This window comes from Corallococcus silvisoli (assembly GCF_009909145.1).
Classification (GTDB): Bacteria; Myxococcota; Myxococcia; order Myxococcales; family Myxococcaceae; genus Corallococcus; species Corallococcus silvisoli.
On record NZ_JAAAPJ010000011.1, the window covers coordinates 65,364 to 84,285 of the forward strand.

Sequence of the window (18,922 nt, forward strand, 5' to 3'; positions counted from 1 at the left end):
GTCAGCGGGGGTGAGGACCTCGATACGCGTTGGAGCCGACATCCCGATGGAAGCGGTGACCTGGATCGTGACGACCCCCTCGGGGCCCTATCAGCACCAACCGGCGGAGCGGCGGCGCATAGGATGTGACGACATGGACTTCCAGGCGCGACTCGAGGCGCTCACGCACGAACTCCGGCCCTGGTCCCCGCTCTGGTCCCGCTCCATCCTCCAGGGCTGGCCCGAGTCCGGCGCCGCCTATCCCGAGGACTGGCTGGCCCATGCCCGGTCGCTCGATGAAGCGGGCGAGCGGCAACTGGACCAGGGCGTGCTCGTGGGCGTCCCGCCGCCGTCCCTGTCCGCGCTCCTGGGCGCGCTTCAAGAACTGACAGCGCTGCCCTGGCACGAGGGCATTCACGCGCTGACGGTCGCGGAGACGCAGGGACTCAGCGTCAAGAAGACCCACGAGCTGGAGCGGGTGCTCGCCCTGCTCGCGCCGAGAGCCCGCTTCATCCACCAGGCGGTCGATATCGGCGGCGGCATGGGACATCTCGCCCGCCTCTGTACGCGGACGTTCGGGTGGACCTTCCACAGCATCGACCGGGACGCCGCGCTGCAGGACAAGGGCCGGCGGTGGCTGACGAGAAACCCGCCCCCAGTCAGGGACACCCTGTGTTTCATCCAGGCCTCCGTCGAGGACGGGCTCCAACCGCGGATCGATCCGCTCTTCTCCGGCCAGGACCGGGCTTCCATCGGCCTGCATACCTGTGGACCGCTCGCCCTCACGCAGATCCGCAAGAGCCAGGACGCGGGCTTCGTCCTGAACATCGGCTGCTGCTACGACAAGCTGGAGGCCCCTCGGGACTACCCCGTCTCCCGCTTCGGGGGCGTGCATCCGCTGCCCTTCACCTCGCATGCCCTGGCGCTGACGACTCGGGGACGGCATCACAAGACCGAGGAGGAGTTCGCGCGGATGAAGCGGGTGTACGCATGGCGCTTCGCGTTCGATCTCCTATCGAGGCGGCGCTTTCCCGAGCGCGGCTTCGTGAGAGCAGGAGACGCCCCCCGGGCGCTCTATGCCGGCCCTTTCTCCGTCTACGCGCTCGACCGCATGGAACGCCTCGGCCTTGATTCCGGCATGACGGCCGCCGAGCTGGATGCCTTCGAGGTGTCCGTTCGCGCCGAGACGCGGGAACTCTTGCTCTGCCATCTGCTGAGGGACCGCTTCGCGAGGGCGTTGGAGGTCGTGCTCCTCCTTGATCGCGCGCTCCTCCTGGAGGAGCTGGGCTTCCAGGTCGAGCTCCTCCAGCTCTTCGATCCGCGCCTGTCTCCGCGAAACCTCGCGCTCATCGCGTCGCGGAGCGCTTGAGCAGTCTGACCCCAAGCTCCCACTCCCGCTGTCGTTGCAACGGCGCACGGAGCACGGGCCAGGCGCGTGTCCGCCGAACATGAGTAGACAGCGGGCATGTCGCCCCTGCGCTCATCCGCGGCACGGCAGACGATGTCCGGGTGCCCTTGCGCGACGTCCTCTCCACCGAGGCGATGTCTGTGGTCCTGCACCGGCAGCTCTCACCGTTCGTCTCCGCGCGGGTCGGCCGACAGGTGAAGCCCTCCTATTGCCACGTCGCGGAGCGCATGCCGGGCGAGGTGCTGCGCCGGCACGTGGACCGGCCGCAGTGCGCGTTCACCCTCTCGCTCCTGGTGGACTTTCCACCATGCCCGGCGGGAAAGTGCGCCTGACTGCGCTGGCGCTCTCCCACGGGGAAGGATCGCCTGGGGGTGCGTCTTTGGGATTGGGGATGCGTTTCTCTACGAGGGGCGGGAGATCGCGCACTGGCGCAACACCCTGGCGCCAGACAAGCCGTGCATCTCCCACTTCTTCCACTTCGTCTCCGAGTCGTTCGATGGAGCCCTGACATGAACGAACTCTGTAAGCGTCTGCCGATCTTGGCGTTGCTGTTCGCCGCCTGTGCGACCCACCCCGCCCAGCGTGAGTCCGACGCACTCCGGCCATCCTCGCTCGAGCAGGAGCTCCGCTCGCGCGTGTACCTGGCGAAGGGGGATGCCGCCATCGAGTCGCGACAGTGGGGGCTGGCCGCGGGCTACTTCGCAGTGGCGCGCGCGTCGCAGGACTCCGCCGTTGCACGCTGGGGACAGGGCTGGGCGACGGACCGCGCCTCCCGCCAGCGATGGACGAAGAAGTTCGAGGGTTCCGTGCTCGCGGTGGCCTTCTCGCCAGACGGAAAGCTCCTGGCCTCCGCCGGCTTCGACTCCGTCGTCCGCATCTGGAACGTGGGCAACGGCGAACCGGTGGCGGCGTTCAAGGAGCATCCGGCGGAGGTGCACGCCGTCGCGTTCTCCCCGGACGGGGCGCTGCTGGCCTCCGCCGGCCGGCCGGGAGAGATCCGCGTCTGGGATGTGCGCCAGGGCCGCCGTGTGGCCGTGCTCCAGGGCCACACGGACGTCGTGCGGGGCCTGGCGTTCTCTCCCAGTGGGAAGCAGCTCGCCTCGTGCGGCGTGGACAACACCGTGCGCGTCTGGGACGTGCAGTCCGGCACGGAGCGGCTGCGCTTCGAGCACGACGCGTATGCGATCGCCGTGGCCTTCTCAGCGGATGGCCGGTGGCTGTTGTCGACGAGCATGGACAAGACCGCCCGCGTCTGGGACCTGGAGGCCCGCAGGGAACTCCACCGCCTCACCGGGCATGAAGAGAAGGTGGAGTCGACCGCTTTCTCCTCGGATGGGAACCTCGCGATGACGGCGGCCGCGGACCACTCCATCCGCTTCTGGAATCCCCGCTCCGGGCAGCTCGTCGACGTCTTGAAGATTCCGGCGGACATCTCGGCCACGTCCATCGATCCTCGGTTCCAGCTCGTGGCCCAGGCGGGTTGGGATGGGCGCGTGCAGCTCTTCGATGCACACAGCGGCGAGCTCCTGGAGCGCCTGGATGCCCACCACGCCTTCGTGATGTGCATCGCCCTGTCGCCGGATGGGCGCACCTTCGCGTCCGGAGGGATGGATGGCTCCCTGCAGGTCTGGGCCCGGCCCTCCGCGCCCGCCGAGGTGCTGCTCCGAGGACACGAGGCCTGGGTGGAGGCGCTGGCCTTCTCCGAGGAGCAGGAGCTCGTCACCGGGGCGGAGGACGGCATGCGCCGCTGGCGCCTGGGGGACGCGAGTGCTCCCGTGGCTCGGACGGAGAGCACGGAGGCGGTCGTGTCGCTCGCGGCGAGCCCCGACCGGCGGTTCATCGCGGCAGGCACATTGAAAGGGAAGGTGCGTCTGCTTGAAGCCGCCACGGGCCAACAGGTGCGCGAGCTGTCCGACGTGAAGGGCTCGGTGCGCGGGCTTGTCTTCAGCCCGGACGGGAAGGTCCTGGCCGCGGGTGGCGACCGGGACGTCTACCTGTGGTCGATGCCAGACGGAGTGCCGCTCGGGCAGCTGGCGGGGCACACGGGGAAGGTCTGGGCCCTGGCCATCAACGCGGAGGGGACCCGGCTGGCCTCCGGAGGCTCGGACAAGCTCGTGCGGCTCTGGGACCTGGGGCGGCGCCAGCCCCTGCGCCAACTGGACGTCGGCGACCGCGTCCGGGCGTTGGCCTTCACGCCCGGCGACAACCATCTGGTGACGGCGGGCATGAACCAACCCATCCGACTCTGGGATGCCGAGGACGGTCGCCTGCTGAGGAGCATGGACGAGGGCTCCGTGGGCGTGCTGTCGCTGGGTGTGTCACCCGATGGCGGGTTCCTGGCCTCGGGGGGAATGGACATGCGGGTGAAGGTCTGGAGCCTGCCTGGCGGGGACCTGATTGGGCGGGTCCGGGGCCAGCAGGGTTTCCTTTCGGCGGTGGCCTTCTCACCCGACATGTCCGTCCTGGCTTCGGCGGCGTCCGACCGGACCATCCGTCTTCTCCACTTCGACAGCCTGGTGCACCCGCCGCCCTCGGGAGGAAATCTGGAGGAGACCCTGCGCGCCTATGGACTCGTCTGGGACGAGGCGCGGCTCGTCGTCCAGCACCGCTGAGGAGGAGCCACCGGAGCCAGCGGCTGGCGGCGAGCGTCATGGAAGTTGTCGAGTGAGAGGCTCCAGCCCGTTGGGAGGGGCTCCACCGCGCCGACCCGACGTGGGGACGGAGGCTCCGGGATGGACCGGAGCTGTCGGTCTGGATGGCTTTGTCGCCCGAGAGTAGCGGCCCATATGGATTTTCCGCTATTTCCAGTTTGAGCCGATCGCGCCATCATTTCCCATGAACCCGCGTGACGGTCATTTCCCGAGGCACGGGTCACGCTCGCGACGTCGCTCCGCTGAAGAGAGGAGATCATCCGTGATGACAGGCAAGGTGATGCTGCGTCTGCTCCTGGTGTTCGCAACGTTCGTCATCGCGCGCCCAGGAACCGCATCGGCGCAGAGATACGAGGATCACACCGTCCTTCTCCTGGACCGAAGCGCGTCCATGGCGCTCCCGACGACCGGCGGTCTCACGCGCTTCCAGTTGGCGGTTCGGCGGGCCCAAGACATCGTCGCGATGGGCGGCAGCACCCCGCAGCATTACGCGGTGGTGTCCTTCAATGGCACCTCATACATCGTGCACCTGGGCTTCACGACGAACACCGCACTCATCCAATTCACCCTGAACAGCCTCAAGGTGGGCATGGAGTCGGCACCGGTGGCACATGCCATCTGCGGATCGGTGGACGAGCTCCTGGCCTACCGTCCCCAGGTGCTGGCATGGAAGCGGATCGCCTTCTTCTCGGCCTCCGACGGGGACACCGGCACTCCCCCGTCCTCACAGTGCTACGGCCCGCCGAGCACGACCCCCTCGCCGACGCCCGGCTCCTGGCAGTTCAAGGTCCGCAACAAGCTGGTGTCGGGCGATCCTGACAACGAGGGCGATCCCCGCTCCCCTCTTGTCCAGTTCTCCAATGTCTTGTTGGGCGGTCCTTTTGGATGAGGAGGATCACGCTCGCCGCCTTCGCGCAATACCCCTTGGGAGTGAGGGACAGGTTTTCAGTCCGCGCCTAAAGATGGGCGGATGTCCAACCTCATGACTTTCGATACCCAAGAGCTCATGCTTCGGGACAGGGTGATTTCGACCCTCAATGGCTCGCTGGACCTCCCCCAGGTCCTTGAAGCCGCTCGAGCGCCCCTCCTTGAGTTCGCACAGGCTGACTCCGTGGCTTTGTGCCTCATGCGCACCACGCCTTCACTCGACTTCCGATGGCATGTCCCGGGCCACCGACTGCGTGTCCTCGATGAGTATCTCGGCTTGGCTGGCCATGACTTCGTCCGGGCCCCCATCTTCGCCCAGCCGGGTGTGGTCCTCCGCGATCCGGAGATGCTCTCCCGCGAGGAGTATGAACAGAACCTCCTCTACCAGCGCAGCCGGGAGCTGGATCTAGGCCTGGAGCACGTCATGGCCGTCCTCCTCCCCATCCGCCCCGACTTCCTCTGTGCCGTCGCACTCTACCGGACCCAGCGGCGCCCCTTCTCCGCGCAGTGCGCCGCCGCCCTCTCCAGCCTCAACCCGCACCTGGTGAATACGCTGCGCAACTGCAATGACGTCCAGGCGTTCACCACTGGCGGCCACCTCCTCGAAGAGCACTACCGCAACCCCGACACCGCGTTCCTCGTCGTGGAGCTTCCCCACCGGGAGGTCATGCGCTCTCGGCACGCCGCTGTCCTCCTGGAGCGGTGGTTCGCCCCCTCTGAACTCCACTCCTCCGGACTCCCCCTCCCACTCAAGGAGCAGTTGGACGCCCTGGTTCGCATGAACCCGGATTCGCGGGTCGAAAAGGACGTCTGGGTGTCCCTCCGTGACGATGGCTACCGCCGGGTTCGATTCATCGAGCTGCCCGCCTCCGAGGGCCCCCGGCGATGGGCCCTCCTGCTGAACGAGATTCCCACCTCCATCCCGCTTCCCACGGAGATGAGGCGCAAGCTCACCCGCCGCCAGATCACCGTCGCGATGTATCTGCTCCGCAACTGGCCCATTCAGCAGATCGCCGATGAACTCCGAATCTCGATCCTGACCGTAGACACCCACTGGAAAAACATCCGCGACAGGCTGTGCATCGACAGCCGCGCGGACCTCCTCTATCAGGCCGCGCGCCTCAACAAGCCCGTCTGAGGAACAGGAGTTCCCCCGTGTTCCCACAGGGGAGCACCCTGCTTGCGTGCAGCCCCCTACCTCGCGAGGGTGACACCGCCCTCACGGAAGATGCCCGGGTAGATGCTCCGGGTGGCCCGGGCCGAGAGGAGGATCGCCGCCTGATCCTCCCGGTCCGTCAGCCGCCCCAGGATCTCCACCATCTCCGCCACATGGTCTCCGTCCAGCGCCCCGTGGCTGCGCAGGAACGTCACCGACTTGTGGATGTTGGGAATGGAAGACACCGCCTGCAGCCGCTCGGCCCACACCCCGGCTCGCGTCTGCGACAGGTACTCCAGCACGAACGCGGTCCCCAGCACCGCCGTCGGCACGCCCGAGCGCGACGTGAAGAAGTTCCACCCCGTATAGGCATCCACCGCCGGGCTCCGCGCCGTTGCCTCCACCTGCCCCTCCGAGCACCCCAGGTTCTTCAAGTCCGACAGCAACCACCGCTCGTGCCCCCGCTCCTCCTCCGACTTCTGGATCAACAACTCCGCCAGCTCCGGGTTCCGGCCCAACCGCTTGAGCCGATGCCCCGCCTCCCCGAGGAGCGGCGTGCTCCAGCGGGCATAGTGATACGTCTGGGTGAGGTAATGGATGTAGCCCACATCATCGAGGGTGCCGTCGAGGAGGCGGCTGGCGTCAGGCTGCGCATCCACCGCCGCCACCAGCCTTCGCGCCTCCTCATCCAGCGCCGCCACCCACTGAGTCCCCGTCTGACAATCCGTCTGTGATTGCACGTACGTCTCCCGTCCGGGGCCGTGGGGCTCCCGACTGCTGCGTGTTGAAGATGGAAGGAAAGGAAGAGCCGCCCCGGGCCTAGCCGGCGGGGCTCACGCCGCGGTCCAGCGCGTGGAAGAGCGCCAGGGTGTCAGCCGGAATCTCTTCGAGCGCGATGATGAGCGGCAGCGTGAACCACTGAAAGTACGCGTCGTAGAGCGGCTCCGCGATGAAGCGCGCGCCCAGCTTCCTGGCGAAGAGCAGCGGCGCCTTGGGCAGCCGCAGCCCGTCCAACATCCCCTGCTCCGCCCTCGCCCACTCCTCCGGCGTGTAGAAGGGGCTGCGAGGATGCGCCGGGGCCAGCCACGGGTCGGGGACCTCCACCCGCCAGCGCGGACTCAGCCATCCCCGGTGAGCCGCGACCTGCCACGACAGCAGCGCGTCCTCGCGCGAGTCCGTCTCCAGGTTCGCGGACCCAATCCAGTGCGTCACCCCGCGCCGCCGGCTCTCCGCGTACATGCCGGCCTGCAACCACGTGATGGCCTCCGAGCGCCGCCACCGCTCCAGCACGCAGAAGCGAGAGGGCTCCGCGAACACCCGCTCCGGCCCGAGCAACCCCGAGAGGTCCACCCGCTGCTCCATCTCAAGGCCCATCCTCCCGCCCAGGCTCGCCGCCAGCTCGGGGTTGGGCAACGACAACCGCAAGGTCGCCACGGGCTCGGTGCCCGCATAGACGAGCAGGTGCAGCGTGGTGTCGAGCGTGTCGAAGCACGTCACCTCCCGCCTCGACGGCGCCCCCCGCCCCGACAGCAATCCCAACTCTCCGCCGAAGACAGCCCAGCGGATGCGGGCCGCGTCATCCATCTCCCGCTGGGTGGTGGCGACACGCCAGCGCCAGTGCCTGCACGTCATGGGTCCTCTCCCGGTAGCGAAACGAGGCGGTGTCTCACCGCCCTCACACGTTCTTTCGCCGCTGGTGACCCGAGTTCGAGCCCGGCCCCACAGGAAGGGCGGTGTCAACGTTCGCGGACCCACATGCCCAGAAATACCGCGTTGACCGCTTTATCAAGAATAGCTAATTTTACTGCCTGTGCGAGGGCTTCCGACCCGGTGCCCGCACGTCCCCGAGAGGCCGAATGAAACTGAAACTGACCCAGGCGGTGAGCGTCATCTCCCTGCTGGCCGCGGCATGCGGCCCGATGCCAGAGGCCCAGGAGTCCGACAGCGAGCAGTTCGGTCACTCGGCGCAGCTGCTCCGCCGCGACCGGGCCATCCCTGGCGAGTACATCGTCGTCCTGCGTGACTCCACGCCGGAGGTCCGGCAGCAGGGGGCGGCGAACATCGCCCAGGACATGGTGTCCCTCGCCGGTGGCAAGGTGCTGCGGACCTACGAGCACTCCATCCACGGTTTCCTGGCGAACATGAGCGAGGCCGAGGCCCGCCGGCTCCTGTCCGACCCTCGCGTGGCGTATGTGCAGGAGAACGGCCTCATCCACGTGTCGGCGACGCAGACCAACGCGACCTGGGGCATTGACCGCATCGACCAGCGGGACCTGCCGCGCGACAGCTCCTACACCTACAACGTCGACGGCACCGGCGTGCATGCGTACATCATCGACACCGGCATCCGGCTGACCCACACCGAGTTCACCGGCCGCACCGGCAACGGCTACGACTTCATCGACAACGACAGCGACCCCACGGACTGCCACGGCCATGGCACGCATGTGTCTGGCACGGTGGGCGGCACGACCTGGGGCGTGGCGAAGAAGGTCACCCTCCACGGCGTGCGGGTGCTCGACTGCACGGGCTATGGAAACGACGCGCAGGTCATCGGCGGTATCGACTGGGTGGCGGCCAACCACATCAAGCCCGCGGTCGCCAACATGAGCCTGGGCGATGTCGGCATCCAGGCCATCGATGATGCGACGGAGCGGTTGATCGCCGCGGGCGTCACCACGGTGGTCGCCGCCGGCAACGACAGCGCCAACGCGTGCAACTACTCGCCGGCCCGTGCGCCCAACGCCATCACCGTGGGCTCCACCACCAGCACCGATGCCCGCTCGTCGTTCTCCAACTACGGGACGTGCGTGGACATCTTCGCGCCGGGCTCGAGCATCACCTCGGCCTCGAACTCCGGCAACAGCTCCAGCACCTCGATGAGCGGCACGTCCATGGCCTCGCCGCACGTGGCCGGCGCCGCGGCGCTCTACCTGAGCGCCAACCCCACCGCGACGCCCGCGCAGGTGCGCGACGCGCTGGTGAACAACGCCACGCCGAACAAGGTCACCAGCCCGGGGACCGGCTCGCCCAACAAGCTGCTCTACACGCTCTTCATCACCGGCGGCGGCGGCGGTGACACCACCCCGCCCACGACGTCCATCACCTCTCCCGCGGGCGGCGCCACGCTGAGCGGCACCGCGAGCCTGAGCGCCAGCGCCACCGACAACGTGGGCGTGTCGCGCGTGGAGTTCTACGCGGGCACCGCGCTGCTGGGCACGGCGACGGCCTCGCCGTACAGCATCTCCTGGAACACGACGACGGTGGCCAACGGCACCTACTCGCTGACCACCAAGGCGTATGACGCGGCGAACAACGTCGGCACGTCGGCCACGGTGTCGGTGACGGTGAACAACGGCACGGGCTCCTGCTCCATCAACGAGCAGCTCCTGCTCAACCCGGGCTTCGAGAGCGGCAACACGGGCTGGACCACCTCGTCGGGGGTCATCGACGGCACCACGTCGGGCAGCGCGCCGCGCACGGGCACCTACAAGGCCTGGATGAACGGCTACGGCAGCACGAGCACGGAGTTCGCCTACCAGGACGTCACCATCCCCTCCACGGCGTGCAGCGCCACGCTCAGCTTCTGGGCGCGCATCACCACGGCGGAGACGACGACCACGACGGCCTACGACAAGCTGGCCGTCCAGATCCGCAACAGCGCGGGTACGGTGCTCGCCACGCTGGCCACGTACAGCAACCTGGACAAGAGCACGACCTACGTGCAGCGGACGTTCGACCTGGCCGCGTACAAGGGCCAGACCATCCGCCTCTACTTCAACGGCACGGAGGACTCGTCCCTGCAGACGAGCTTCTTCCTCGACGACACCGCGTTGAACGTCGTCCGGTAGTCCTCACGGACGAGGACAGCCGGGACCTCCCCGCGCGAAGGCCCAGCAACCCCACCGGGTTGCTGGGCCTGTTTTTTCGGCCGGAGCCGGGCCACGCCTTGTCGCTCAGCCGCCCTTGGGCATGTTCAACGCCATCGCCACCAGCGAGAGGGTCAGGTCCTCGGGGTGGTAGGGCTTGAAGGGGTTGAGCGTCGTCCCGGTCGAATCGAGGTGATCCAGCCCTTGCAGGGTCACCGACTTGGAGCCAGGGATGAACGCGTCCTGCGGCAGCACCAGGCCGTCTGACTTCACGCCGTAGCGCTGCTGCATGTACTCCTCGGCGGCGAACAGCGGCGAGGTGGGGTTGGCGGTGGTGGAGGCCATGCACACCGCGGGGATGCCCGCGGGCATCGGGTGCTCCGCCAGGAACTTCTTGCGCGAGTCGTACGTCAGGTCCTCGCCGGCCTGGATGCTGCCCCCCAGCGCCTCGATGGCGCCGCCCACCCCGTAGCGCACCAGCGGGTTGTCCAGCAGGTCCTGCGCCATGGGGGAGCCGCCGTACGGCGACTGGATGGTGACCAGGGCGCGCACGTGGTCCTTGAGCTCCGGGTACATCGCCAGGGCCGCCGCGGAGTCCAGGCCGCCCTTGCTGTGGCCCATCAGCACCACCTGCTTGCCGTTCTTGGCGGCCTCGAGCACCGCCTGACGGACGATGGCCGCGTTGTGCTCCACGCCCATGTCCGTGTCCACGGGCACCCGGCCCACCTGCAGCCCCTGGGCCTTGAGCGCGTCCAGGTTCTTGTCGAAGTACAGCTCCTTGGGCGCCGCCTCCGACAACAGGCCGCCCACCGCCAGGAACACGCAGTCCTTGGCCTCGGGAGGCAGCACGTTCTGGCCCGCGCGCACCGCCTGGTTCAGCTTCTGGAACTCCGGCGTGGCGTCCCTGGCCGGCGGATACGCCTTCTGGATCCAGCCGATCTTGTCCGCCTCCCCCCTCCCCGGCCAGGGGATGGGCAGGCGCAGGCTGTTCACCTGCGAAAGCTCAGGGCCCCGCTGCGCCCCCGCCGGAGCGTCCGCCGTGAAGCCGTCGCTCACCACCAGGGCCTTGGGGCCCTGCGCTGCATTGGGCCGGAGGGAGGCCTCTGGAGCGACCCGCGTCTGGGGCGGCGAGGTGAGGCTGGAAGGACGCGTGATCTGGGCCATGGGCGGACCTCGGATGGGGGAAACGAGAGGAGCAGCGAGGGAGGTGCCTACATTGTCGCAGGAGGGCGTTGTTTGTTGCGTGCTCCGCTCCAAGGGCGTGAGAAGCCGAGAACCCCAGGTGGATGCCGCATTGCGACATCCCCGAAACCGCCTCCCGCCCCCCGGGCGCGGGTGTTTCAAATCACCAATCCAGGCCCGGCTCGGACGCCGGACGCGCCCGGGGCATGTCGGCTGTGGGGAACATCACGGTGGACGTCTGGGATTGCCTCAACAGTGACAATCCAGAGCGCCTGTCCCAGAGGACAACTACCGCCCAATCACATCCAAATTAAATCTTCCACCATGAACAGCATGCAGTGGCGGGATCTGCGAGAGATGTTGGGCGAGCACGAAGCGCCTGGGGGGCATTCCCTCGAACAGTTGTCGAGAGAGGACATCCCCCTCGTGACCGGGCTCTTGCGCGGCTGGTATCCGGACATCCAGGTCGGCACGGAGAGCCGGCACCTGGAGCCCTCGTTCTACGAGCGGGAGTTCTTCCTGCGCGGCGAGTCTCCGGACCGGCCGCTGTGCGCGGTGCTGTGCCGCACCCGGGAGCAGCACGACATCATCGGGCTGCTCACGCTCGAGAAGAACGCGCGGGGGCTGCAGATCTCCGCGCCCATGGGCGTGGTGGAGCCGTCCCGTCGAGGGATGGGGATCGGCCAGTTCGGGGTCAGCCTCCTGGAAGTGGTGGGCCGGAGCATCGGCGCGGAGGTGGCGCTCTACTACTCCACGCTGAAGGTCGCCCAGGCCCAGCTCAACGCCGAACGCCGTGGCTTCAAGCTGGTAGGCATTGTTCCAGCCTTCGACATGGATGCCATTGCTCCCGGGACCGTCAAGCGCGTCTACGAGGCGATCTACGCCAAGGTGCTGGTCAGCCCGGAGCGCATCCACGTTCCGGATTGGGACGCGCTCGTCCCGTCGACCCGCGCGCTCTTCACGCACCTGTTTGGCACGCACCCCGCGCATCCCCACGAGCTCCCGATGAGGAACCAACTCCATGGTTGAGCTGCGCACCTTCGAGGGCGACGCCGAAGAGGCCTCCCACTTCATCAACGGCGTCTGGCAGGACCGCTACGGCAAGAAGCTGCCCCTGGCCGTGTGGGACGCGCGCTTCTTCGACTGGCTGCTCTTCCGCGAGGGCCAGGCCCCCCGCGACTATCTGGTGGCGGCGTACGACGGCGGCCGGCTGGTGGGCACGTTGTTCGCCGAGCCCGCGAGGCTCCGCGTTGGCACGCGGGAGGTGGATGGCACCTACGGGAGCTGGGCCAGCGTGGCCCCGTCGCACCGGGGACAGGGCATTGGCGGAAAGCTGGCGGAGGAGCTGTTCCGGCGCCACCGCGACCGGGGCGCGATGCTGACCCTGGGCTGCGTGGCGGCGGGGACGGACGGGCCGGGCTTCTGGAAGCAGACCGAGCACGCGCGCATCCTCGGCGGGATGGGGCTCTGGGTGCACGTCTTCGACGCCCAGGCGCTGGCCCGCTGGTCGATGAATGCCTCGGAACGCGCCCTGTTCACCATGGCCCGGCCGTTCCTCCGACACCGCTTCCGGCAGGCGAGCGGACAGGACATCCGCCCCTACCGGCCCTCGGACCTGCCCCGGTGCATGGCGTTGCTCCAGCGGATGATGGCGCCCGTGACCCTGGGCTACACGTACACGGCGCAGCGGCTGGCGCACCAGCTCCAGTACCGGGACGTGCCGCACACGTTCGTGCTGGAGCAGGCGGGCGAGGTCCAGGGCTTCGTCAACAGCTACCCGATGCGGATGACGGGCCGAGAGACCATGACCGCGGAGGTCGTGGACCTGATGGCCTTCGCGGACTCCGTGTCCCATGACGACCGGCGGCTGCTGCTGCAGGTGGCGATGCAGGACATGGAGCGCCGGGGTGCGAGCTGCGCCGCGATGCTGCGGAGCCCCTGCATCCCGGCTTCGCTGATGTGGCGCTCGGGCTGGGTGCCTTTCCCGGGAGGCGCGAAGGTGACGTGCCTGCTGCCCTCGCCCCAACTGGAGCTGCCAGCGTCCCCCTGTGTGTTCACGCACCTGCGCTGAGCCGGAAAGGGGCTGGTTTGGGGAGGAGCTCACGCATCCCGTGAGGCCCAGCGGATAGATTCGAGTCCGTGAGCCCCTTCCCGACCACCCTCCCCCCAGCCGAAGCCATTCCCTTGCGCGGAGGTCCCGCGCTGCGGTGGGGCGTGCTGGCACCCGGGAGGATCGCGGGGGGCTTCGTCTGGGCCCTGCATCAGCACACGGACCAGCGCGTCCACGCGGTCGCCTCGCGTGCTCCCGAGCGCGCCCAGCGCTTCGCCGCGACCCATGGCATTCCTCGCGTCCACGAGTCCTACGAGCAGCTCGTCGCCGATCCTCACGTCGACATCGTCTACGTGGCGTCTCCCCACAGCGAGCACAAGCGACAGGCCTTGCTCGCCATCGGCGCCGGCAAGCACGTCCTCGTGGAGAAGCCCCTCGCGCTCGATGCCGCCGAGGCCCGGGACATCGCGCGGGCGGCTCGCGCCGCGGGCGTCTTCGCCATGGAGGCCCTGTGGTCGCGCTTCCTCCCCCAGACCCTTCTCATTGAACGACTGCTGCGCGATGGCGTGCTCGGAGACATCCGGCTCGTCATGGCGGACTTCGGTGGCCGCTTTGACTTCGATCCCGAAGGCCGCGTCTTCAACCCCTCGCTCGGCGGCGGCGCGCTGCTCGACATCGGCATCTATCCCATCTGGCTCGCGCACTTCGTGCTCGGCCCGCCCCCGCGGGTGCACGCCACGGGCTCGCTCGCCCCGACGGGTGTGGACGGGCAGGCGGCGCTCGTCCTCACCTACCCCACGGGTGCCCAGGCGCTGCTGCACACCACCCTGTTCGCCGAAACGCCCCAAGAGGCCGTCATCGCGGGCACGCATGCGCGCCTCCAGCTCGATTCGCGCTTCTTCGCTCCCAGCGGCTTCACGGTGAGGGCCGCGAGGTCGGACCAGCGGCTGCGCTGGACCGATCCCTCCGGAATCCACGGCAGCGAGGGCCTTGCCTACCAGGCCGCCGCGGTCGCACGACATATCGCCGAGGGCCTCACGGAGTCGCCGCTGCATCCGCTCGAGCACAGCATCGCCTTGCTCGAAACCATCGACGCGGCGCGCGGACAGCTTGGCGCCGCCGGCCTCTGAATGGCGCCGCGGTCGGACTGCTGGACGCGCGCCTTCTCTCGGAAGCCCTCGCCGACGACTTGCTCCGGCTCCTCATCCATCAAATCTCAAGACCCATTGTCTGCCATTACCGTGCTCGCCTTCGCCTCCCGCGCGATGAGCGCCAACGCGCTGCCAGCGGATCCATCCCATCCAGGAGGAAGCGCGTGTTCGCAACGAGCGGCCGTTCATCAGACGGCCAGCGCTCAGGTGTCGGACGCGGGAGGACTGTCGAGGCGTCAGCGGATCGCGGGGGGTGAAACACCGCGACGATGGGTTCCGGGCGTCATCCCGACATGGCGCTTGAAGGCCTTGCCGAAGGAGCTCTCCGTCTCGTAGCCCACGTCGCGGGCGACCTCGGCCAGCGACTTGCCGGGGTCGCGCATCAGGACCATGGCCTGATGCATGCGCCAGCGAGCGATATACGCGAGCGGCGCCTCCCCCACGAGCGCCCGGAAACGTTCCGCGAAGAGGGTGCGCGACATGCTGGCGAGCTTCGCGAGGCCCGCCAGCGTCCAGGGAGCCTGTGGCTTCTCATGGATGCGCTGCAACACCTTGCCAATGCGCGGGTCCACCAGGGCCCTCAGCCACCCGTTCGCGTGGGAGGCTGAATCCATGTGCGCCCGGAGCGCCTGCACGAAGAGCACGTCCGCGAGCCTGCTGACGATGGTGTCATAGCCGGGCTGTCTGGCTTCGACTTCGGAGGCCACGAACCGCAGCGTCGGCTCCAGCCAGGGCAACGCCGGGATGCCGTCGCCCTTCACGTGCAGGAGCGTGGGGAGGTGCCGCAAGAGCGGGCTCAGGGCCTCCCCCTCGAACGCGAACGAGCCCACGAGGAGTGTCGCGGCCACGCCTCCGCCCCCGTAATGGAGCAGGCCCCCGCAGCGCATGGGCCCGCGCGTCGCATAGACCTCCTCCACGGGCAGTGCCCGGGTTCCCTTCGCGTCCCGCAAGGTGAAGCGCACCCCAGCGGGGATGAACACGAAGTCACCGCCCACGAGCGTCAGGGATTCCTCGTCCGTGGACAGCAGGCAGTTGCCGCGCATCACGGCGTAGAAGAGGGGATTGGGTGAGCTGTCGATGCGCATGCCCCAAGGCGCCGTCAGCTCGTAGCGTCCATGCACCTTGCTGCGCAGCTGGATGCCGCCCAGGACTTCCGTGAGGACGTCGAACCCGGCTGAGTCACCGGACGTTTGGACCATGGAAACGGACTTCTGGCGCATGTTCGTCCTCCAGAGCGGGACTATAGGTCCATCCCGTGAGCGGCAGGGCGAGCGCGTCCACGCGTTCGACGGTCCGCCCCAGAGGAGTCAGTCCCATGAAAGCCATCCTGTTGCGTGCCTTTGGCGCGCCCGAGCAGCTTCGCCTCGAGGACGTGCCGACCCCGGTGCCCGGTGACGGCGAGGTGCGGATCCGCGTGCATGCCGCCGGGCTCAACTTCACTGACCTCGCGCAGCGGGAGGGACGCCTGCCCGGCGTGCCGCCATTGCCATTCATTCCTGGCCTGGAGGCCGCGGGGGTGGTGGATGCGACCGGCGCCTCCGTCCACGGCGTCGCTCCAGGCGCGAGGGTCGTCGCGCTCCTGCCGGGACAGGGAGCCTTCGCGGAGTACGCGCTCGCTCCTGCTTCGGCGCTGATTCCCATCCCGGACGCGGTCTCCTTCGAACAGGCGGTGGGGCTCCCCGCGCACGGGCCCACGGCGCTCCTGGGGCTTCGCGTGGGGGCTCGGCTCCAGGGAGGCGACACGGTGTTCATTCCTCCGCTGGAGGAGGCGTTGGGACGCTGCTCGTGCAGCTGGCGAAGAAGCTGGGCGCGTCGCGCGTCATCGGAGGCGCGAGCCATGAGGCCCGACGCGCCCTGGCGCACCGGTTGGGCGCGGATGCCACCGTGGATACCTCACGCGCGGACTGGCCCGAACGCGTCCGCGAGGCCACGGGTGGGCGCGGCGCCGATGTCGTCTTCGTCTCGGGTGGCGGCGAGACCGGCGCCCGGAGCCTTCAGGCGCTCGCGCCGCGAGGACGACTGGTCCTGTTCGGCGCGGAGAGCATGTTCGACACGCAGCTCGGCCGGGAGCAGATGGCGGGCCTCATCGCTCGGAACCAGTCGGTCTCGGGCTTCGCGACCTTCACCCTGCCCCAAGAGGAACTGCGGGCGGCGCTCCTGGAAGTCCTCGCGCTCGTCCAGCGCGGCGAGCTCTCGGTCGTCATGGGTGCGCCGCGTCCCCTTGAAGCCGTGGCTCAGGCACACCGGGACATGGCCGCACGGAAGACGGAAGGGAAGGTCGTCTTCCGCGTTGCTTGAGGTTCACCCTCGCAGATAGCCCCCCAGCACGCCGGAGCCGCCGCAGAGCGCGAAGGACAGGACCAGGAGTATCACCAGGACGACCTGCGGCCGCTCGAACCCCACGTCCTCGCGCAGGTGCTGTCTGGGATTTTCGGGCAGGTAGGCGATGTCGAGGGGGCTGCCTGGGGCCCGTTTGGAGGCCGCCTCTTCCGCGGACTCGGTGAACTGGTCTTCGACCTCAGGCCCCTCCACCGGGCGGAAGGAGTAGTAGACGGTGCTCGTCGACCGGGTCTTGGAGTTCTGGACACGGAGCACCTTGCCGCGCGTGTGCAGACCTCGCTGCCGCACCTGAAGGGTGAGGGTGCGAAACGTAAGGAAGTGCCGCAGAAGCAGAAGCGGCGCTCCCACGAAGAGTGCCAGGAGGATGACCAGAAGCGGGAATGGCATGGCGGTGCGCAGGATCGCGCGCTGGAGCGCGCGGTGGCAACCGGCGCCAGAACGGCCCGGCCCGTGAGAAGGGACGTATCCTTTCGGTGCCCTCGGCCGTTCTCCCTGCATGACGCCTCCTCCAGACCCACTCCCGTCGACGCTGCGCGGTTCATGGCAGCGCTTCCTCGATGTCTATGAGCCGCACCGCTCCGAGCTCTACCGCTATAGCCGGTACCTCACCCGCAGCCCGTGGGACGCCGAGGACCTGACCCAGGACACCCTCGCGCGCGCCTTCGTCACGCTCGGACAGCTGGGCGCCGCGCCGCCCAACCCCCGCGCGTGGTTGCTGCGCGTCGCCACGAACCTGTGGATCGACCGGACGCGCCGGACACGACCGGAAGATGTCCCCATGGAGGCGCCCCCGGTTCAGGCCGACCCGCGCCCGACCCGCGAGGCGGCTGGGACGCTGCTCGTGAGGCTCCCTCCGCAGGAGCGCGCGGCGGTGGTGCTCAAGGACGTCTTCGAACTCTCGATCGAGGACATCGCGGAGACGCTGTCCACGACGGCGGGCGCGGTGAAGGCGGCGCTGCACCGCGGGCGCGGCAGGCTCGCGGACTCCGACGCGGCGTTGACGCGCGCCCCTGCCCCAGGCGCCCTCGACGCCTTCTGCGCCGCCTTCAACGCGGGCGATCTCGACGCGCTCACGGCGCTCCTGCTCGACAGCGCCATCGTCGAGGTGGTGGGGGCGACGACGCAGTACGGCCCGGAAGCGGCGCGGCGCACCGTGCTGTACGGCATGCTCTTCGGCGTCGAGCGAATGGTGGACGCCGAGCGGCGCGGCGGCATCGAGCCGCGCTTCATCCAGGGCGTGCGCGCCGTCGCGCCGCGAGTGGAGGCCCGCGAGCACCGCGGCAACTGGGTCCTGCTGCACTGGTACTCGCACGACGACGGAGAGGCGGTGCGCGCGCTCACCCTCTTGCGCGGCGAGGAGGGTCGCGTCGCGCACCTCGCCAACTATTTCTTCAGCCCGGACCTCCTCGCGGAGGTGTGCGCGGAGCTCGGCGTGCCGTTCCGCGCCAACGGCCACCGCTTCTGGATCGAGGGATGCTGATGCGCACGCTCTACTTCCACCCGCTCTCGTCGTTCTGTCAGAAGGTCCTCGTCGCGCTCTACGAGCTCGAACTGCCGTTCGAACGGCGCTTCGTGGACCTCGGGGCTCCCGCCGACCGCGAAGCGCTCGCGCGACGCTGGCCGTACTGCCGCTTCCCGGTGCTCGAGGACGACGGCCACGTCGTGGCGGAGTCGAGCATCATCGTCGAGCACCTGGGCCCTGGACTCATCCCCTCCGGCCGGGAGGCGGCCCTGGAGTGCAGGCTCCTCGACCGGGTGTTCGACCTGCACGTGAACGAGCAGGTGGGCAAGGTCGTCGCCGACCGGCTGCGGCCCGCCGACGCGCGCGACCCGATCGGCGTCGGACGCGCGCGCAACACACTGCGCACCTCGTACGACGTCCTCGAAGCGCGTCTGCCAGGACGAACCTGGGCGGCCGGCGACACGTTCACGCTCGCTGACTGCGCTGCGGCGCCCGCGCTCTTCTACGCGGCTCGCGTCGAGCCGTTCCAACACCCGCACCTCACCGCGTACTTCGAACGCATCCTCGCAAGACCGACGGTCGCGCGCGTCTTCGAGGAGGCGCGGCCATACCTGCACCTCTTCCCCGTGAAGTAGGCGCCCCCCGGACCAGAGGTCAGGCGGCGCCCTTTCGGCCCGCACGCGGGTTCCCTTCAGCGCGGGGAGCCCGCGTGCTCGAGCAGTGGCGCCGAGACGAGCCTCCCGCCCA

Annotated in this window: 17 protein-coding genes and 1 pseudogene; 13 read left to right on the forward strand and 5 right to left on the reverse strand. The window is 68.8% G+C overall.

What is annotated here, in order from left to right; genetic code table 11:
* Window positions 1-133 precede the first annotated feature (133 nt).
* From GTY96_RS22175 to GTY96_RS22195, 5 genes are all read left to right on the forward strand, one after another.
* On the forward strand, window positions 134-1,348 hold the full coding sequence (locus GTY96_RS22175; protein WP_161665705.1) for a methyltransferase: 1,215 nt from the start codon (window positions 134-136) through the stop codon (window positions 1,346-1,348).
* 140 nt (window positions 1,349-1,488) lie between these two features.
* Complete coding sequence (locus GTY96_RS22180; RefSeq protein WP_161665706.1) at window positions 1,489-1,719, forward strand: hypothetical protein; 231 nt, start codon at window positions 1,489-1,491, stop codon at window positions 1,717-1,719.
* 177 nt (window positions 1,720-1,896) lie between these two features.
* Window positions 1,897-3,999 (forward strand): WD40 repeat domain-containing protein, encoded by a 2,103-nt coding sequence (locus tag GTY96_RS22185; protein ID WP_161665707.1) that lies wholly within the window; start codon window positions 1,897-1,899, stop codon window positions 3,997-3,999.
* Window positions 4,000-4,303: 304 nt separating this feature from the next.
* Window positions 4,304-4,927: a vWA domain-containing protein gene (locus tag GTY96_RS22190; protein WP_235685794.1), complete on the forward strand. Its 624-nt coding sequence runs from the start codon at window positions 4,304-4,306 to the stop codon at window positions 4,925-4,927.
* A gap of 81 nt (window positions 4,928-5,008) precedes the next feature.
* Window positions 5,009-6,103 carry a helix-turn-helix transcriptional regulator gene (locus GTY96_RS22195; RefSeq protein WP_161665709.1) on the forward strand — a complete coding sequence of 365 codons (1,095 nt, stop codon included), beginning with the start codon at window positions 5,009-5,011 and terminating at the stop codon, window positions 6,101-6,103.
* Between the two features lie 56 nt (window positions 6,104-6,159).
* Here the strand turns inward: GTY96_RS22195 and GTY96_RS22200 are convergent, their stop codons facing one another.
* Both GTY96_RS22200 and GTY96_RS22205 read right to left on the reverse strand, forming a co-directional pair.
* Window positions 6,160-6,861 (reverse strand): iron-containing redox enzyme family protein, encoded by a 702-nt coding sequence (locus GTY96_RS22200; RefSeq protein ID WP_161665710.1) that lies wholly within the window; start codon window positions 6,859-6,861, stop codon window positions 6,160-6,162.
* A 79-nt stretch (window positions 6,862-6,940) separates the two neighbouring features.
* Complete coding sequence (locus GTY96_RS22205; RefSeq protein ID WP_161665711.1) at window positions 6,941-7,753, reverse strand: GNAT family N-acetyltransferase; 813 nt, start codon at window positions 7,751-7,753, stop codon at window positions 6,941-6,943.
* 224 nt (window positions 7,754-7,977) lie between these two features.
* On the opposite strand from GTY96_RS22205, the gene GTY96_RS22210 reads away from it, so the two are divergent.
* Window positions 7,978-9,972 carry a S8 family serine peptidase gene (locus GTY96_RS22210; protein ID WP_161665712.1) on the forward strand — a complete coding sequence of 665 codons (1,995 nt, stop codon included), beginning with the start codon at window positions 7,978-7,980 and terminating at the stop codon, window positions 9,970-9,972.
* A gap of 105 nt (window positions 9,973-10,077) precedes the next feature.
* On the opposite strand, the gene GTY96_RS22215 is transcribed toward GTY96_RS22210, so the two are convergent.
* The gene (locus tag GTY96_RS22215; RefSeq protein ID WP_143906959.1) at window positions 10,078-11,154 is read right to left on the reverse strand and encodes a lipase family alpha/beta hydrolase; all 1,077 of its coding nucleotides are present in this window, start codon (window positions 11,152-11,154) and stop codon (window positions 10,078-10,080) included.
* Window positions 11,155-11,598: 444 nt separating this feature from the next.
* On the opposite strand from GTY96_RS22215, the gene GTY96_RS22220 reads away from it, so the two are divergent.
* The 3 genes from GTY96_RS22220 to GTY96_RS22230 all read left to right on the forward strand — a co-directional run bounded on the left by GTY96_RS22220 (window position 11,599) and on the right by GTY96_RS22230 (window position 14,352).
* Entirely contained in the window at window positions 11,599-12,201 is a 603-nt protein-coding gene (locus GTY96_RS22220; RefSeq protein ID WP_255442806.1) for a hypothetical protein, read from the forward strand.
* On the forward strand, window positions 12,194-13,243 hold the full coding sequence (locus tag GTY96_RS22225; protein ID WP_161665713.1) for a GNAT family N-acetyltransferase: 1,050 nt from the start codon (window positions 12,194-12,196) through the stop codon (window positions 13,241-13,243). The genes GTY96_RS22220 and GTY96_RS22225 overlap by 8 nt, the downstream gene beginning before the upstream one ends.
* 68 nt (window positions 13,244-13,311) lie before the next feature.
* Window positions 13,312-14,352 carry a Gfo/Idh/MocA family protein gene (locus tag GTY96_RS22230; protein ID WP_186002112.1) on the forward strand — a complete coding sequence of 347 codons (1,041 nt, stop codon included), beginning with the start codon at window positions 13,312-13,314 and terminating at the stop codon, window positions 14,350-14,352.
* A gap of 257 nt (window positions 14,353-14,609) precedes the next feature.
* On the opposite strand, the gene GTY96_RS22235 is transcribed toward GTY96_RS22230, so the two are convergent.
* Window positions 14,610-15,572: an AraC family transcriptional regulator gene (locus GTY96_RS22235; protein ID WP_161665714.1), complete on the reverse strand. Its 963-nt coding sequence runs from the start codon at window positions 15,570-15,572 to the stop codon at window positions 14,610-14,612.
* A 116-nt stretch (window positions 15,573-15,688) separates the two neighbouring features.
* On the opposite strand from GTY96_RS22235, the pseudogene GTY96_RS38735 reads away from it, so the two are divergent.
* Window positions 15,689-16,009, forward strand: a pseudogene (locus GTY96_RS38735) (quinone oxidoreductase family protein); the annotation flags it as partial.
* A 143-nt stretch (window positions 16,010-16,152) separates the two neighbouring features.
* On the forward strand, window positions 16,153-16,671 hold the full coding sequence (locus GTY96_RS22245) for a quinone oxidoreductase family protein (RefSeq protein WP_268903966.1): 519 nt from the start codon (window positions 16,153-16,155) through the stop codon (window positions 16,669-16,671).
* 3 nt (window positions 16,672-16,674) lie between these two features.
* Here the strand turns inward: GTY96_RS22245 and GTY96_RS22250 are convergent, their stop codons facing one another.
* Window positions 16,675-17,100 carry a DUF3592 domain-containing protein gene (locus GTY96_RS22250; RefSeq protein WP_161665716.1) on the reverse strand — a complete coding sequence of 142 codons (426 nt, stop codon included), beginning with the start codon at window positions 17,098-17,100 and terminating at the stop codon, window positions 16,675-16,677.
* Window positions 17,101-17,209: 109 nt separating this feature from the next.
* Between GTY96_RS22250 and GTY96_RS22255 the strand changes: the two genes are divergently transcribed.
* On the forward strand, window positions 17,210-18,193 hold the full coding sequence (locus tag GTY96_RS22255; RefSeq protein ID WP_161665717.1) for an RNA polymerase sigma factor: 984 nt from the start codon (window positions 17,210-17,212) through the stop codon (window positions 18,191-18,193).
* Window positions 18,187-18,810, forward strand: a complete 624-nt coding sequence (locus GTY96_RS22260) for a glutathione S-transferase family protein (protein WP_235685777.1) — start codon at window positions 18,187-18,189, stop codon at window positions 18,808-18,810. The genes GTY96_RS22255 and GTY96_RS22260 overlap by 7 nt, the downstream gene beginning before the upstream one ends.
* The last annotated feature ends 112 nt before the right edge of the window (window positions 18,811-18,922 follow it).

Excerpts from the sequence above, each read along its gene's own strand:
- GTY96_RS22175 (WP_161665705.1), top strand. The coding sequence starts at position 134 with ATGGACTTCCAGGCGCGACTCGAGGCGCTCACGCACGAACTCCGGCCC.
- GTY96_RS22185 (WP_161665707.1), top strand. The coding sequence starts at position 1,897 with ATGAACGAACTCTGTAAGCGTCTGCCGATCTTGGCGTTGCTGTTCGCC.
- GTY96_RS22190 (WP_235685794.1), top strand. The coding sequence starts at position 4,304 with ATGACAGGCAAGGTGATGCTGCGTCTGCTCCTGGTGTTCGCAACGTTC.
- GTY96_RS22195 (WP_161665709.1), top strand. The coding sequence starts at position 5,009 with ATGTCCAACCTCATGACTTTCGATACCCAAGAGCTCATGCTTCGGGAC.
- GTY96_RS22205 (WP_161665711.1), bottom strand. The coding sequence starts at position 7,753 with ATGACGTGCAGGCACTGGCGCTGGCGTGTCGCCACCACCCAGCGGGAG.
- GTY96_RS22210 (WP_161665712.1), top strand. The coding sequence starts at position 7,978 with ATGAAACTGAAACTGACCCAGGCGGTGAGCGTCATCTCCCTGCTGGCC.
- GTY96_RS22215 (WP_143906959.1), bottom strand. The coding sequence starts at position 11,154 with ATGGCCCAGATCACGCGTCCTTCCAGCCTCACCTCGCCGCCCCAGACG.
- GTY96_RS22225 (WP_161665713.1), top strand. The coding sequence starts at position 12,194 with ATGGTTGAGCTGCGCACCTTCGAGGGCGACGCCGAAGAGGCCTCCCAC.
- GTY96_RS22235 (WP_161665714.1), bottom strand. The coding sequence starts at position 15,572 with ATGGTCCAAACGTCCGGTGACTCAGCCGGGTTCGACGTCCTCACGGAA.
- GTY96_RS22250 (WP_161665716.1), bottom strand. The coding sequence starts at position 17,100 with ATGCCATTCCCGCTTCTGGTCATCCTCCTGGCACTCTTCGTGGGAGCG.
- GTY96_RS22255 (WP_161665717.1), top strand. The coding sequence starts at position 17,210 with ATGACGCCTCCTCCAGACCCACTCCCGTCGACGCTGCGCGGTTCATGG.
- GTY96_RS22260 (WP_235685777.1), top strand. The coding sequence starts at position 18,187 with ATGCTGATGCGCACGCTCTACTTCCACCCGCTCTCGTCGTTCTGTCAG.